This window comes from Microbacterium candidum, assembly GCF_030315975.1.
Classification (GTDB): domain Bacteria; phylum Actinomycetota; class Actinomycetes; order Actinomycetales; family Microbacteriaceae; genus Microbacterium; species Microbacterium candidum.
In genome coordinates this window covers 32,092-45,495 of sequence record NZ_JASXSZ010000003.1, presented here as the reverse complement: position 1 = coordinate 45,495, position 13,404 = coordinate 32,092, and the positions used below count along the sequence as shown (strand labels likewise).

Here is a 13,404-nt window from a genome sequence, read left to right as displayed (position 1 = left end):
GCCTACGCGGGAGCGGGGATGCGGCGCCGTCGCCGCACGGCGAGCACGATGCCCGCCGCACCGATCACCGCGAACATCCCGTAGACGAGGGCGAGGGCGGGGCGCGGCATCCATCCCGCGGTGTGCAGGGCCGAGTACAGCCCGCCGCCGAGAAGCGCCGCCCACGCCGTGCCCGCAGTCTCGGCGAACGCGACGAGGGCGCCTGCCGTCGTCGCCGACCCGCTGAGGGCGAAGGGCTCGGTCGACAGGAGCGGGTACGCGAGTCCCATCCCCCAGCCCGCGAGACCGGCGGCGGCGACCGACAGCATGATCGCGACGAGGCCGGATGCAGCGGTCACCGTCACCGCGAGCGCGATCGTCGCGACGACCGCGAGCACCATGCCGACGATGACGCGGTCGGGCCGTGCGTCCGGACGCGGACGGAGCCCCGCAAGCGACCACGCGATGAGCCCCGCCATGAGCACGGCCGACGCCCAGACCACGGTGAACGAGAATCCCTCGATGACGGCGAGCGCGAGGAGCTCGTACGCCCCGAAGAAGGCCGCGCACAGCACGGCGAACGTGATCAGCACGCGCGCTGCATCCCGACCGCGCAGGAGGAACACGACGATCGCGGCACCCGCACCCGCGACGCCGACGGCGAAGGCCGTGACGGCCCACGGTCCCGAGGATGCCGATCCCCATGCGCCGAGCGCGAGGCACACGGTCACGACGAGACCGGCGACGGGCCGCACGGGCTCCTCACGGCGCTGCCACGGGATCGCGCGAACGGCCGTCCCCATGAAGACACGGGCGATCACGACGGCGATCGCGGGCCAGCCGATGGCCCACCGCCATCCCGCGAACTCCGTGATCACCCCGTTCAACGCAGGGCCGACGAGCGACGGCAGCAACCACACGAGGGCGAACAGGCCCATGACGCGCGGGCGCTCCGTCTCGTCGTAGAGGCCGCCGATCGCCCCCATCCCGAATCCGCCCATGAGGCCGGCCGCGATGCCGCGGACGAGCGACCCGGTGAGGACGACGGACATCGTGGGCGCGAACGTGCAGGCCGCCGCTCCCACGACGTACAGCACCGTCGCCGCGAGCAGCACCGTCCCCGGACGGACGCGTGCGAGCAGCGGCGCCGAGAACCCGAGCATCAGGACCGCGGAGACCGTGCCCGCGGCGAGCGTCGCACCGAACAGCGCGTAGCCGTCGAGGTCGTTCGCGATGACCGGCAGCACCGTCGTGTACGCGATCCCCTGCATCGCGGCGGCGAGCTCCGCCAGCAGGAGCGCACCGAGGAACGCCCCACGCGACCCGTGGAAGATCCGGCGGAGCGGGATGCGGTCAGCCCGCTGCGTGATAGCCATACAGATCGTCGATCGTGCCGTTGATCCAGAGCTTCCCGCCCTCGGGCGTGTCGACGAGCAGCGTGCGGTTGTACGCCTCATCGACGATGTGCGCCGGGAAGCCGGCATCCGCCACCCGCTTCGCGAGGGCGTCGAGGTCCCCGGCGTATTCGAAGGACAGCTCGATGCGCGGGTCGCCACCGTGGAGAGCCGCCAGTCCCCCGCCGTCGGCTGAGAAGTCGGACCACCCGCCCCCGTCGGACGAGATCCGCGGTGCGAGCCCGAGCGCGCGGTAGACGGTCCGTGCGCGATCGAGATCGGTGTCATACCAGATCGGCATGACCGCGAGCGGGCCGTGGTCATCGGCGCCGGCGCCCACGCTGACGGTCAGTGTCCCGGCCACGTGCAGGATGCTGCCGACACCGTCGAGCTCCGTGCGTCGGAAGAGGATGCCGGCATCCGCGAGCGCACGTTCGGTCGCTGCCAGGTCGTCGACGAGCGCGTGCCAGTCGGGTTGCCTGCTCCTCTCCGCCTGATGGATCGCGAGGACGCCCCCTCCCGCGAACTCGGTCCACATGTCGTCGAGGGGAGTCCGTGCGGCGAGCCCGAGCGCCGCGGCGAGAGCGTGCCACCTCCGCGGCTCGGACGTGTACACGATCGGCTGGACGGTGATCACTTGCCCTCCCCCACGTAGTCGCTCAGGACGCGCTCCACGAGAGCCGACAGAGAGACGCCCTCGTCGATTGCGCGGTGCTTGACCTCGCGGATCAACGGCGCCGGCAGGTACACGTTGAACTGCGCCTTGCGCGGGGCCTCCGCATCCTCATCTGCGAGCATGCTAGCAATTTAGCACGCCGTGATTTCCGCTATCGCGAGTATCCGGCGCTTGCGGACTCGCTGCGCCGAGGGCCTCCGCTCAGCGGAGGTTCTCGCGGGAACGGAGGGTCCGAATCCCCTGGATCACCCTCCCGTCGCGCGGTTCCCTCCGCTGGGAGGAGAACCCGTGCCCAGGTCACGCAACATGGAGGCCCTGCCCGATGGCCCGCATGATCAGGTCCTGCACGGCCGGCCAGTCGTTGACCACCTGGTCGTAGCCGACGCGGATGACGTGATACCCGCGGATCAGCAGAGCGGCATCCTGGACATTGTCCGCCTGCCGTTGCTGACCGACGTGGTGTCCACCATCGACTTGAAGCACAAGTCGCTCCCCGATGAGGAAGTCGACGCGATGTCCGTCGATCCATGCCTGGGCGACCATGCGCACGCCCATCCACGCCAGGCGCGGAACGATGTAGCTCTCGAGGCCGGAGTCCGAGAACGGGCGCGCCACGCGGAGCAGTTCACGCGCCCGCCCGTTCAAGGGCAGGCGGCTCAGCACGAGCCGGTCAGCCCGCTTCTTGCGAAAGGCCGACTCCCAGATGGCGAGCGCGGTCTCGAACGGCTGGCAGATGGCCACCCCGGCGAGCACGTTCTCCGCGTGATCGGCCAGCAGATCGGGGTGACGCGCGACGAGCGGCTCGTGCCAGTGGATGACCAGCGCGGAAGAAGGCGCGACCCGACCCGCGTGGCTCGGCGCCGCGACATGAAGTGGGCCTGATGCATCCTTCACCCACAGACCAGCCCTCTTGGCCTGGGTGATGCACGTCAGCACCGTGCCGGTGCGCGCCGCCGCCACCATCTGCTGGTCGCACCATGGAGCCGCGATCCATCGACGACGGATCCGTCGAAGCTCTCCTTCGGCCACCAGTCGAGCGATGAGGTGGGCCTTCGCACCCTCTCGCACCAGACGTGCGGACGGAACGATGCCGCCGTGCTTCTTCACCATCATCAGGATGTCCACAGCTCGAGCGTCGCGGTGCCCATCGCGCGTGGCATGAGTTTCCCGAACGTTGCGGACAAGTCGTCGGGACCTCGGCCGCCGCTGCAGCTGTGGACGAATCCATCCTCCTACCAGCGCAGAGCCCTCCGCCCGGCGGAGGGCGACGACCGGCGGGAGGGCCCGTCACGAGGCTGCCCCCTCCGCTCATCGGAGACCCTCCGCTCAGCGACTCCGTTCTGGGCGGCCCGGGCGGCCGGGTCGCGAGCGGGCGCGGGCGGCGCGCATAGCGGGCGCGGGCGGCCCGCCGGGCGAACACGCGCCACCCGCCGGGCGAACACGCGCCACCCGGTAGACTGACTGCACATCCCACACTCAGGCACGCTCACACAGTGCCGCACATATCGCTCGAGGAGACTTCCATGACCATTCCCGAAAAGCCGGCACTCGAAGGCCTCGAGCAGAAGTGGGATGCCGCGTGGCGCGACCAGGGCACGTACCTGTTCGACCGCGACGCAGCCAAGGCCAAGGGCCGTGCGGGCGTCTACTCGGTCGACACGCCGCCGCCCACCGCATCCGGAAGCCTCCACATCGGCCACGTGTTCAGCTACACGCACACCGACATCAAGGTGCGCTTCGAGCGGATGCAGGGCAAGACGGTGTTCTATCCCATGGGCTGGGACGACAACGGTCTGCCCACCGAGCGCCGCGTGCAGAACTACTACGGCGTGCGGTGCGACCCGAGCCTGCCGTACGACCCCGACTTCACGCCCCCGTTCGAGGGCGGCGAGGGCAAGTCCACCAAGCCGGGCGACCAGATCCCCATCAGCCGCCGCAACTTCATCGAGCTGTGCGGGCGTCTGACCGTCGAGGACGAGAAGAAGTTCGAGGAGCTCTTCCGCCAGCTCGGCCTCTCCGTCGACTGGACCCAGACCTACCGCACGATCTCGGACGAGACGATCCGCACGAGCCAGCTCGCGTTCCTCCGCAACCTCGACCGGGGCGAGGCCTATCAGTCGCTCGCCCCGACCCTGTGGGACATCGACTTCCGCTCCGCGATCGCGCAGGCGGAGCTCGAGGACCGCGAGCAGCAGGCCGCGTTCCACAAGATCGTCTTCCACCCGGAGGCCGGTGGCGAGGACATCGCCATCCAGACCACGCGCCCGGAACTCCTCCCCGCGTGCATCGCCCTCGTCGCCCACCCCGACGACGAGCGCTACCAGCCGTATTTCGGCACGTACGTGACGACCCCGTTCCTCGGTGCCCGCGTGCCGGTGCTCCCGCACCACCTCGCCCAGCAGGACAAGGGCTCGGGCATCGCGATGGTCTGCACGTTCGGCGATGTCACCGACATCGTGTGGTGGCGCGAGCTCCGCGACCCGGCGACGGGCGACGACCTCCCGAACAAGACGGCGCTCGGCCTCGACGGCCGGTTCCTGGCGACCGCGCCGGCCGGCCTCACGGACGAGGCGACCGCCTGGTACGAGACGGAGATGGCGGGCAAGACCGTGTTCTCCGGGCGCAAGGCGCTCGTCGAGAAGCTGCAGGAGACGGGCGAGCTGCTCGAGATCGGCAAGCCGTTCTCCCACGTCGTGAAGTTCTACGAGAAGGGCGACCGTCCGCTCGAGATCGTCTCGACGCGCCAGTGGTACCTCCGCAACGGCGCCCGCGACGAGGCACTCCGCGACGAGCTCATCGCGCGCGGCAAGGAGATGTCGTGGCACCCCGACTTCATGCGCGTGCGCTACGAGAACTGGGTCGGCGGCCTCACCGGCGACTGGCTCGTCAGCCGCCAGCGCTTCTTCGGCGTGCCGATCCCGATCTGGTACGGCCTCGACGAGAACGGCGAGCGCGACTACGACCGCGTCATCACGCCCGCCCTCGCCAGCCTGCCGGTCGACCCGACGTCCGACGTGCCGCCCGGGTACACCGAGGCCCAGCGCGGAGTCGCGGGTGGCTTCGACGCGGAGCGCGACATCTTCGACACGTGGGCGACCTCCTCGCTCACGCCGCAGCTGGCCGGCGGCTGGCAGCGCGACGAAGAGCTCTGGAACCTCGTCGCGCCGTTCGACGTGCGTCCGCAGGGCCAGGACATCATCCGCACGTGGCTCTTCTCCACGATGCTGCGCAGCATCCTCGAAGACGGCCGCGCACCGTGGACGGACGCCGCGATCTCCGGCTTCATCGTCGACCCCGACCGGAAGAAGATGTCGAAGTCGAAGGGCAACGTGGTCACGCCCGCCGACATCCTCACGCAGCACGGGACGGATGCGGTGCGCTACTGGGCTGCCTCGAGCCGCCTCGGCGCGGATGCGGCATTCGACCCGCAGAACCCGACGCAGGTGAAGATCGGGCGCCGCCTCGCGATCAAGGTCCTGAACGCCGCGAAGTTCGTCCTGTCCTTCCCGGTTCCCGAAGGGGCCGAGATCACGCACGCTCTGGATGCGTCGATGCTCGCCGCGCTGCACCACGTGGTCCGGGAGGCCACCAAGGCGTTCGCGGCGTATGACCACGCTCGTGCCCTCGAGCTCACGGAGTCGTTCTTCTGGACGTTCTGCGACGACTACCTCGAGCTCGTCAAGGAGCGCGCCTACAACCAGGCGGATGTCGGGCAGCCCTCCGCGGCGCTCGCCCTGCGCCTCGCCCTCTCGGCCCTCCTGCGCCTGCTCGCTCCGGTGATCTCGTTCGCGACCGAAGAGGCGTGGTCGTGGTTCGAGGAGGGCTCGGTGCACACCGCCGCATGGCCGGTCGCCCCGGAGACGGAAGGCGGAGACCCCGCGATCCTGAAGTCCGTCGGCGAGGCCCTCATCGGCGTCCGCCGCGCGAAGACCGAGGCCAAGGCGTCGCAGAAGACCCCGGTCGCACGGGTCGTCATCGCCGCTCCGGCCGATGCGATCGCGCGACTGCGCCTCGCCGAGGGCGACCTCAAGGCGGTCGGCCGCATCCGCGTGATCGAGTACGTCGAGGCGGACGCGATCGGGGTCGCCGAGATCGAGTTGGCCCCCGAGCCCGTCGCGGAGGTGTGACATGCAGCTCGGAACGCGCTGGAGCGCCGGTGACACGCCGCCTGCAGCGGTCCCCGCATCCCTGCACGCGCAGCTGAAGGCGGTCGAAGCCGATCTTCCGGCGGGCCCCGCGCCGCGCTGGACGCTGACATGGCTGGAGGGACGCCCGGTGGCCGAACTCGACACCGGCGTGATCGTGACGCTCGACCGCGACGGGTCCGTCGTCGTCCGTCATGACGACGACGACGAGTTCGGGTGATCCACACCAGACACCCACAGCGATCCGCAGCGCCCGGCGTCGCCGCGCGCGCTGGACAGCAGCGGGTGTCTCGGCGCGCGACATGACGAACCGGCCGAGCCCCTTGCGGCTCGGCCGGTTCGTCGGGCCGCCCCTGTCAGACGGCCGCTGGATCGCCGATCTCGGCGCCCGCGGTGCGGGTGCCGACGATCAGCAGGCGCATGGCGAGCAGCGTCGTGATCGCGACGATGATCCCCGCGATGACGAACGGCACCTGCAGGCTCGCCCGTGACACGAGCCCGCCGAGGAGCGTCGCGATCGGGAACAGGCCCCACGTGAGCATCCGCGCGATGCCGAGCACGCGGCCGAACAGTCGCGGCGGGACGATCTGCTGACGCAGCGCCCCCCATGGGACGTTCCACGTGGACACTGCGAACGCCATGAACGCGTACGCGATGATCGCGGTCGTGACGTTCGGCGCGAGGCCCGTGAAGACGCACGCCACCGCCATCACGAGGTTGGCCCCGACCATGATCGGTCCGCGGCCGAAGCGGGCGACGAACCGCGAGGCGGTGAGGGAGCCGGCGAGTGCGCCGATGCCGATCCCCGCGGTGACGAAGCCGATCGCCGCCGGGGTGACGTGGTGCACCTCGATGAAGAACAAAATGGTGGCGGCCTGCGCGAAGGACAGGCAGCATCCGACGATCGAGGTGAACAGGATCATCGAGCGCAGATATCTGTGGTGCCACAGGAACGTGATGGCTTCACGAGCCGAGACCGAGGACGGCGCGAGCGGCGTCGGGACGGGCTCCGCCGTAAGGGTGGCCGCCTCCACATCGGGCGCGTCGGGATCCGGCACGAGCGCAGGAGCACGCACCTGTTCCGGCTCCCGCAGCGGACGAGCGGCCGCGACCGGCAGCATGAGCGCAAGCGCGATCGGCACGAGATAGGCGGCTCCGCCGATCCACAGCGGCAGCGCGAGCGCGACGCCGAACAGCACACCGCCGATCGGGGTGGCGATGAAGCTGTCGATCGTGACCTGGGCCGCCTGCATCCAGCCGTTCGCCCTGTCGAGCTGATCGCGCTTGACCACTCCCGGGATCACCGCGTTCGTGGCGTTGTCGAAGAGCGTCTCGCCGATGCCGAAGACGAGCGTGCCGGCGAACAGCGCCCAGATCGACAGCGTCCCCGTGACGGTGAGGACCGCGAGGACGAGCGCCGCCCCGCCGCGCACCGTGTTGGCGATCGCCATCACGATGCGCCGGTCGAACCGGTCGACGATCATGCCCGCGGGAAGCCCGAAGATGAGCCACGGCAGGAACGCCAGGGCGCCCAGCACGGAGATCATGAACGGGTCGCGCGTGAGGGTCGTCGCGATGAGCGGGACGGCGGTGCGCCCGATGCCGTCGGCGAGATTGCTGAAGGCAGCGGCGGTCCACAGCTCGCCGAAGGCGCGTCCGAGCTTCGTGCGGGGCGCGCCCTCAGCCACGGCTGTCATCGCGACAGCAGCTGCAGACCCGCCGCAGCCTGCGCGTCGCGGCGCACCTCGGCGGCCGTCTCACGGCGGCGCTCGATGTCGGTGGCGGCCGTGCGGCGGATCATGTGCTGCAGCGCGATGCGCTCGAGCAGGGCCGAGCCGCGCAGGAGCAGGCGCTCTGAGCGCGACGGCGCGGTGTGGCGAGGTGCACGGGTGGAGACGGAGATGGTGCTCATTTCAGTGTCCTTCCTCGGGGAGCGGGAAAATGTCGGTGCGGATGGTGACGGGGCGGATCCCCTCACCCTCCTGGTCGCGGTACTGGTCGACCGTCTCGTCGACGATCTTCTGGATGCGGCGCGTCAGCGCGTGGAGCTGTTCGAGCGTGAGGCGCGCGGTGCCGGTCGAGATCATGGATGCCTCGCCCCAGTCACCGAGCTCTGCGAGATCCGTCATCGCGAACTCCGTGAGCTGCTGATGGCGGCGGTTGAGGAACTCGGTCATGACCACCTGGGTGGCGGCCCGCCCCGAAGGCGTCTTCAGCGCATCGGGGTTCGTGAACGTGATCGAACCCGGCGGGCGCTCCCACCAGCGCTCGCGCGCGGTGCCGAGGCCGTCGACCTCGCGGATCAGGTCGTGCTTCGCGAGGGCCCGCAGATGGTAGCTCGTGGCACCCGAGGACTCCCCGGTCATCGCCGCAAGCGTGCTCGCGGTCTGCGGCCCGTACTGGCTGATGATGTCGTAGATCTGGATGCGCAGCGGGTGGGCCAGCGCACGGAGAGCGCCGGCATCGAGGATGCGCTGGTCGCGCTCCCTGGGTTCCTCGTCGGTCATGGTTACAAAGATAGCTTTGCATCACATTCTTTGCAAGTGTTTCTTTGCAAGAGTTTGTTTGCGATGCATTCGGCCGTCTGTCTACGCTGGAACGATGACGGATGCCGCAGCCAACCCCCTCCTCGCGCCCACTCCTCTCCCCTACGACCTGCCGCCCTACCGAGACATCCGTCCCGAGCACTATCTGCCGGCGTTCGAGGTCGCCTTCGCCGAGCAGCTGGCCGAAGTCGCGAACATCACGCGGGTGCGCTCGATGCCGACGTTCGAGAACACGCTGGAACCACTCGAGCGCAGCGGTGAGCTCCTGCACCGTGTCGCGAGCACGTTCTACACGGTGTCGTCGGCGGATGCGACCGACGAGATCCAGGCGATCGAGGAAGAGCTCGCTCCGCTGATGTCCGCCCACCAGGACGCCATCCAGCTCGACGGCGACCTGTACTGGCGGATCAAGACGATCCACGACCAGCTCGAGTCGCTCGCGCTCACTCCGGAGCAGCGCTACCTCGTGGAGCGTCGCCACCGCGAGATGACGCACGCGGGCGCCGCTCTGGACGGCGAGGCGAAGGCGAAGCTCACCGACCTCAACAGCCGCCTGTCGGTGCTCAGCACGACGTTCGAGAAGAACCTGCTCGCCGACACCAACGACCTCGCCGTCGTCTTCGACGACGTCGCCGACCTCGACGGCCTGACCGACGGCGAGATCTCGGCGGCCGCGCAGGCGGCCGCGGACCGCGGCCTCGAGGGGCGCTACGTCGTCACCCTCACTCTCTTCACCGGACACCCGTACCTGTCTTCACTCACGAACCGTGAGAGCCGCCGTCGCCTGCTCGAAGCATCCCGCTCCCGCGCATCCCGCGGCAACGAGCACGACAACCGTGAGGTCCTCCGCGAGATCGTCCGCCTCCGCGCGGAGCGCGCGGCCCTCCTCGGCTACAGCACGCACGCCGCGTACATCACCTCGGACGAGACCGCAGGATCCCCCGAAGCCGTCCACGCGCTGCTGCGCCGGCTCGCCGTGCCCGCCGCGGCGAACGCCGTGCGCGAGCAGGTGGCTCTGCAGGAGATCGCGGGCTCCGAACCGGTCGAAGCCCACGACTGGGCGTTCTACACGGAGAAGGTCCGCGCCGCCGAGTACGACCTGGACCGCGCCGCGCTCCGGCCGTGGTTCGAGGCTGAGCGCGTGCTGCGCGACGGCGTGTTCGAGGCGGCGCATCGCCTGTACGGCGTGTCGTTCGTCGAACGCCCGGATCTGCCCGCCTATCACGAGGACGCCCGCGTGTTCGAGGTGTTCAACGAGGACGGCTCCGCGCTCGGCCTCTACATCCTCGATCTCTACACGCGCGACACGAAGCGCGGCGGCGCGTGGATGAACTCGATCGTCGATCAGTCCTTCCTCCGGGGAGGCATGCCCGTCGTGGTGAACAACCTCAACGTCCCGAAACCTGCCGCGGGAACCCCCACGCTCCTGACCCTCGACGAGGTGACGACGCTCTTCCACGAGTTCGGCCACGCGCTGCACGGCCTGTTCGCGGTGGTCACTTACCCGCACTTCGCCGGCACGGCGGTGTTCCGCGACTTCGTGGAGTTCCCGAGCCAGGTGAACGAGATGTGGATCTACTGGCCGGAGATCCTCGACGGCTACGCCCGCCACATCGAGACCGATGAGCCGCTCCCGGCGGAGGTCGTCCAGAAGCTGCACGACTCGGAGGCCTTCAACCAAGGGTTCGCGACGAGCGAGTACCTCGCCGCCGCGTGGCTCGACCAGGCATGGCACTCGCTCGACGCGGCGCAGTCCGAAGAGGACATCGACGTCGCCGGATTCGAGGCGTCCGCGCTGGCCGACATCGGCCTCGACAACGCCGCCGTGCCGACGCGCTATTCGTCGACGTACTTCGCGCACGTCTTCTCAGGCGGGTACAGCGCCGGTTACTACTCGTACATCTGGAGCGAGGTGCTCGATGCCGATACCGTGGAGTGGTTCCGCGAGAACGGCGGGCTGACGCGTCCGAACGGCGACCGGTTCCGCGGGCGTCTGCTCGGCGTCGGCGGGTCGAAGGACCCGCTCGAGGCCTACCGCGACTTCCGCGGGCGGGATGCCGACATCCAGCCCCTTCTGAAGCGCCGCGGCCTCGACGGCTGAAACGAGCGGGCGGACCGGCGATCGGTCCGCCCTCCTCAGCTCGCCGTCTCGGTGCGACGGCCGGTGCGCAGGACGAGCCAGAGGATGCCGCCGACGACGAGTCCCCAGAACGCGGAGCCGAGTCCGGCCACCACGATGCCGGAAGCGACGGTGACGAATGTGCCGATCGCGACGACGCGGCCGTCGGGGTCGGCCAGCGCGCCCGTGATGGCGGTGATGAGGGCGCCGAGGAGCGCGAGACCCGCGACCGACTCGATGAGGATCGGCGGGCTCGCGGTCACCAGCGCGCCTGCGACTCCTGCGCCGAGACCGAGCAGGATGTAGCAGCTTCCGGCGGTGACGGTGGAGATCCACCGGCGATCGCGGGGCGTGTGCGGGTCGCCGACCATGATCGCCGCCGAGAGCGCTGACAGGTTGATCGTCTGCGCGCCGAAAGGGGCGATGGCGGCGCTCGCGAGACCCGACGAAGTCAGGATCGCGCGTGCCGGGACGGGCTCGTAGCCGTAGGTGCGCAGCACCGTGAATCCGGCGATGTTCTGGCCCGCCATCGTGACGAGGTAGAGCGGCACGGCGAGCGAGATCACCACGAGCGGGTCGAACACCGGGGCGACGAGTTCCAGTCCGGGTGCGAGGGTCGCACTGCGGGCCCAGTCGGGCCCCGCGGCGACGATGACGGCCACCGCGGTGACGGCGACCGCCGCGGGAACCGCCCACCGCGGCGCGAAACGCGACAGCACGAGCCACACGACCATCGGCGGCAGGGCGAGGAGCGGCAGCTGGACGGCCGCTTCCACCGGGGAGATGCAGATCGGCAGGAGGATGCCGGCGAGCATCGCGCTCGCGATGGGAGCCGGGATGCGCGTCATCATGCGCGCGAGCCACGGCCAGGCGCCTGTGATCGCGATGAGCACGCCGGCGACGAGGAACGCGGCGACCGCGACGCCGAAGTCGTGGGTGAGGGCCCCGGCTGTGATGAGAACCGCCGAGCCCGGCGTCGACCACGCGATGGAGATCGGGAGCCGGGTGGTGAGCGACAGCACGATGGCGAGAGTCCCCTGCACGACGCACAAGACCAGCAGCCCGGAGGACGCCTGGGAGGACGTGGCCCCGACGGCGTGGGCGCCCGCAAGCACCAGCGCGAACGAGGAGGCGAACCCGGTGACCGAGCCGACGACGCCGGCCAGGACGGGATGCACGAGCGATCCGCCGGGACCGCTCGACGCGTCACGCGTCAAAGGATCAGGCGCTCTTGCGCTTCTGGCGCAGCACGAGCGTCGGAGGGGCGCCCTCGTCGACGGCGGCGCGCGTGACGATCACCTTGTCGACGTCCTCCGTCGACGGGATCTCGAACATGATCGGACCGAGCACGTCTTCGAGGATCGCGCGGAGGCCGCGGGCGCCGGTCTTGCGCGCGACGGCGAGGTCGGCGATGCCTTCGAGCGCGTCGCGGTCGAACTCGAGCGTGACGCCGTCGAGCTCGAACATGCGCTGGTACTGCTTGACGAGCGCGTTCTTCGGCACCGTCAGGATCTCCATGAGCGCCTCGCGGTCGAGCGGCGACACGGACGCGACCACCGGCAGGCGCCCGATGAACTCGGGGATCAGACCGAACTTGTGCAGGTCTTCCGGCTGCACCTCGCTGAAGAGGTTGAGGTCTTCGTCCTTGCGGTGCAGGGATGCGCCGAAGCCGACGCCGTGCTTGCCGACCCGCGAGGAGATGATGTCTTCCAGGCCGGCGAAGGCGCCGGCGACGATGAACAGGACGTTCGTCGTGTCGATCTGGATGAACTCCTGGTGGGGGTGCTTGCGGCCGCCCTGCGGCGGGACCGAGGCGACCGTGCCCTCGAGGATCTTCAGCAGCGCCTGCTGCACGCCCTCGCCGGATACGTCGCGCGTGATCGAGGGGTTCTCGGCCTTGCGGGCGATCTTGTCGACCTCGTCGATGTAGATGATGCCCGTCTCGGCGCGCTTCGTGTCGAAGTCGGCGGCCTGCAGGAGCTTCAGCAGGATGTTCTCCACATCCTCTCCGACGTAGCCGGCCTCCGTGAGGGCCGTGGCATCCGCCACCGCGAACGGGACGTTCAGCCGCTTCGCGAGCGTCTGCGCGAGATACGTCTTGCCGCAGCCGGTGGGACCGAGGAGCAGGATGTTGCTCTTCGCGATCTCGATCTCGTCGGCGCGCTGCTCGGCGGACTGGATCGTGCCGTGCGCCCGCACGCGCTTGTAGTGGTTGTAGACGGCGACGGACAGGGCGCGCTTCGCGTCCTCCTGGCCGACGACGTACTCCTCGAGGAAGGCGAAGATCTCACGCGGCTTGGGGAGATCGAAGTCGGAGACGACGCCCGAGCCGGCTTCCGCCATCCGCTCTTCGATGATCTCGTTGCACAGCTCGACGCACTCGTCGCAGATGTACACGCCCGGCCCCGCGATCAGCTGCTGGACCTGCTTCTGGCTCTTGCCGCAGAAGGAGCACTTGAAGAGGTCCGCGCTCTCACCGATGCGTGCCATGGGCTCCCCCTCCGGTTCCGGCGACGACGTCGCCGTTCGGTCGCGGCACTGGCGT

General features: G+C 69.7%; 12 protein-coding genes. 3 read left to right on the top strand and 9 right to left on the bottom strand.

All coding sequences use genetic code 11. From position 1 onward, the window contains the following. Positions 1-2: 2 nt before the first annotated feature. From QSV35_RS09635 to QSV35_RS09620, 4 genes are all read right to left on the bottom strand, one after another. Positions 3-1,355 (bottom strand): MFS transporter, encoded by a 1,353-nt coding sequence (locus QSV35_RS09635; RefSeq protein ID WP_286288528.1) that lies wholly within the window; start codon positions 1,353-1,355, stop codon positions 3-5. Beyond that, a complete protein-coding gene (locus QSV35_RS09630; protein ID WP_286288527.1) occupies positions 1,333-2,010 on the bottom strand; it encodes a hypothetical protein in 678 nt (225 codons plus the stop codon). The genes QSV35_RS09635 and QSV35_RS09630 overlap by 23 nt, the downstream gene beginning before the upstream one ends. After that, positions 2,007-2,171: a ribbon-helix-helix protein, CopG family gene (locus QSV35_RS09625; RefSeq protein WP_286288526.1), complete on the bottom strand. Its 165-nt coding sequence runs from the start codon at positions 2,169-2,171 to the stop codon at positions 2,007-2,009. Before QSV35_RS09625 ends, QSV35_RS09630 begins: the two co-directional genes overlap by 4 nt. Positions 2,172-2,346: 175 nt before the next feature. Further along, positions 2,347-3,174, bottom strand: coding sequence for an endonuclease domain-containing protein (locus tag QSV35_RS09620; RefSeq protein WP_286288525.1), 828 nt, complete (start codon positions 3,172-3,174; stop codon positions 2,347-2,349). Between the two features lie 398 nt (positions 3,175-3,572). On the opposite strand from QSV35_RS09620, the gene valS reads away from it, so the two are divergent. Together valS and QSV35_RS09610 are read left to right on the top strand one after the other, a co-directional pair. Then, entirely contained in the window at positions 3,573-6,176 is a 2,604-nt protein-coding gene (gene valS / locus QSV35_RS09615) for a valine--tRNA ligase (RefSeq protein WP_286288524.1), read from the top strand. A gap of 1 nt (position 6,177) precedes the next feature. After that, on the top strand, positions 6,178-6,414 hold the full coding sequence (locus QSV35_RS09610; protein WP_286288523.1) for a hypothetical protein: 237 nt from the start codon (positions 6,178-6,180) through the stop codon (positions 6,412-6,414). 136 nt (positions 6,415-6,550) lie between these two features. On the opposite strand, the gene QSV35_RS09605 is transcribed toward QSV35_RS09610, so the two are convergent. The 3 genes from QSV35_RS09605 to QSV35_RS09595 are packed head-to-tail and all read right to left on the bottom strand — an operon-like array spanning position 6,551 to position 8,701. Beyond that, on the bottom strand, positions 6,551-7,891 hold the full coding sequence (locus QSV35_RS09605) for an MFS transporter (RefSeq protein ID WP_286288522.1): 1,341 nt from the start codon (positions 7,889-7,891) through the stop codon (positions 6,551-6,553). Next, positions 7,888-8,106, bottom strand: coding sequence for a hypothetical protein (locus QSV35_RS09600; protein ID WP_286288521.1), 219 nt, complete (start codon positions 8,104-8,106; stop codon positions 7,888-7,890). The genes QSV35_RS09605 and QSV35_RS09600 overlap by 4 nt, the downstream gene beginning before the upstream one ends. A gap of 1 nt (position 8,107) precedes the next feature. Continuing rightward, a complete protein-coding gene (locus QSV35_RS09595) occupies positions 8,108-8,701 on the bottom strand; it encodes a winged helix-turn-helix domain-containing protein (protein WP_286288520.1) in 594 nt (197 codons plus the stop codon). Positions 8,702-8,795: 94 nt separating this feature from the next. Here QSV35_RS09595 and QSV35_RS09590 point away from each other — a divergent pair, with 94 nt between their 5' ends. Continuing rightward, a complete protein-coding gene (locus QSV35_RS09590) occupies positions 8,796-10,841 on the top strand; it encodes a M3 family metallopeptidase (protein WP_286288519.1) in 2,046 nt (681 codons plus the stop codon). Between the two features lie 35 nt (positions 10,842-10,876). On the opposite strand, the gene QSV35_RS09585 is transcribed toward QSV35_RS09590, so the two are convergent. Together QSV35_RS09585 and clpX are read right to left on the bottom strand one after the other, a co-directional pair. Further along, the gene (locus QSV35_RS09585; RefSeq protein ID WP_286288518.1) at positions 10,877-12,076 is read right to left on the bottom strand and encodes a benzoate/H(+) symporter BenE family transporter; all 1,200 of its coding nucleotides are present in this window, start codon (positions 12,074-12,076) and stop codon (positions 10,877-10,879) included. A 4-nt stretch (positions 12,077-12,080) separates the two neighbouring features. Continuing rightward, positions 12,081-13,349 carry an ATP-dependent Clp protease ATP-binding subunit ClpX gene (gene clpX, locus QSV35_RS09580; RefSeq protein WP_286288517.1) on the bottom strand — a complete coding sequence of 423 codons (1,269 nt, stop codon included), beginning with the start codon at positions 13,347-13,349 and terminating at the stop codon, positions 12,081-12,083. Between the last annotated feature and the right edge of the window lie 55 nt (positions 13,350-13,404).

Excerpts from the sequence above, each read along its gene's own strand:
- QSV35_RS09590 (WP_286288519.1), top strand. The coding sequence starts at position 8,796 with ATGACGGATGCCGCAGCCAACCCCCTCCTCGCGCCCACTCCTCTCCCC.
- clpX (WP_286288517.1), bottom strand. The coding sequence starts at position 13,349 with ATGGCACGCATCGGTGAGAGCGCGGACCTCTTCAAGTGCTCCTTCTGC.
- QSV35_RS09635 (WP_286288528.1), bottom strand. The coding sequence starts at position 1,355 with ATGGCTATCACGCAGCGGGCTGACCGCATCCCGCTCCGCCGGATCTTC.
- valS (WP_286288524.1), top strand. The coding sequence starts at position 3,573 with ATGACCATTCCCGAAAAGCCGGCACTCGAAGGCCTCGAGCAGAAGTGG.
- QSV35_RS09595 (WP_286288520.1), bottom strand. The coding sequence starts at position 8,701 with ATGACCGACGAGGAACCCAGGGAGCGCGACCAGCGCATCCTCGATGCC.
- QSV35_RS09605 (WP_286288522.1), bottom strand. The coding sequence starts at position 7,891 with ATGACAGCCGTGGCTGAGGGCGCGCCCCGCACGAAGCTCGGACGCGCC.
- QSV35_RS09625 (WP_286288526.1), bottom strand. The coding sequence starts at position 2,171 with ATGCTCGCAGATGAGGATGCGGAGGCCCCGCGCAAGGCGCAGTTCAAC.
- QSV35_RS09600 (WP_286288521.1), bottom strand. The coding sequence starts at position 8,106 with ATGAGCACCATCTCCGTCTCCACCCGTGCACCTCGCCACACCGCGCCG.
- QSV35_RS09610 (WP_286288523.1), top strand. The coding sequence starts at position 6,178 with ATGCAGCTCGGAACGCGCTGGAGCGCCGGTGACACGCCGCCTGCAGCG.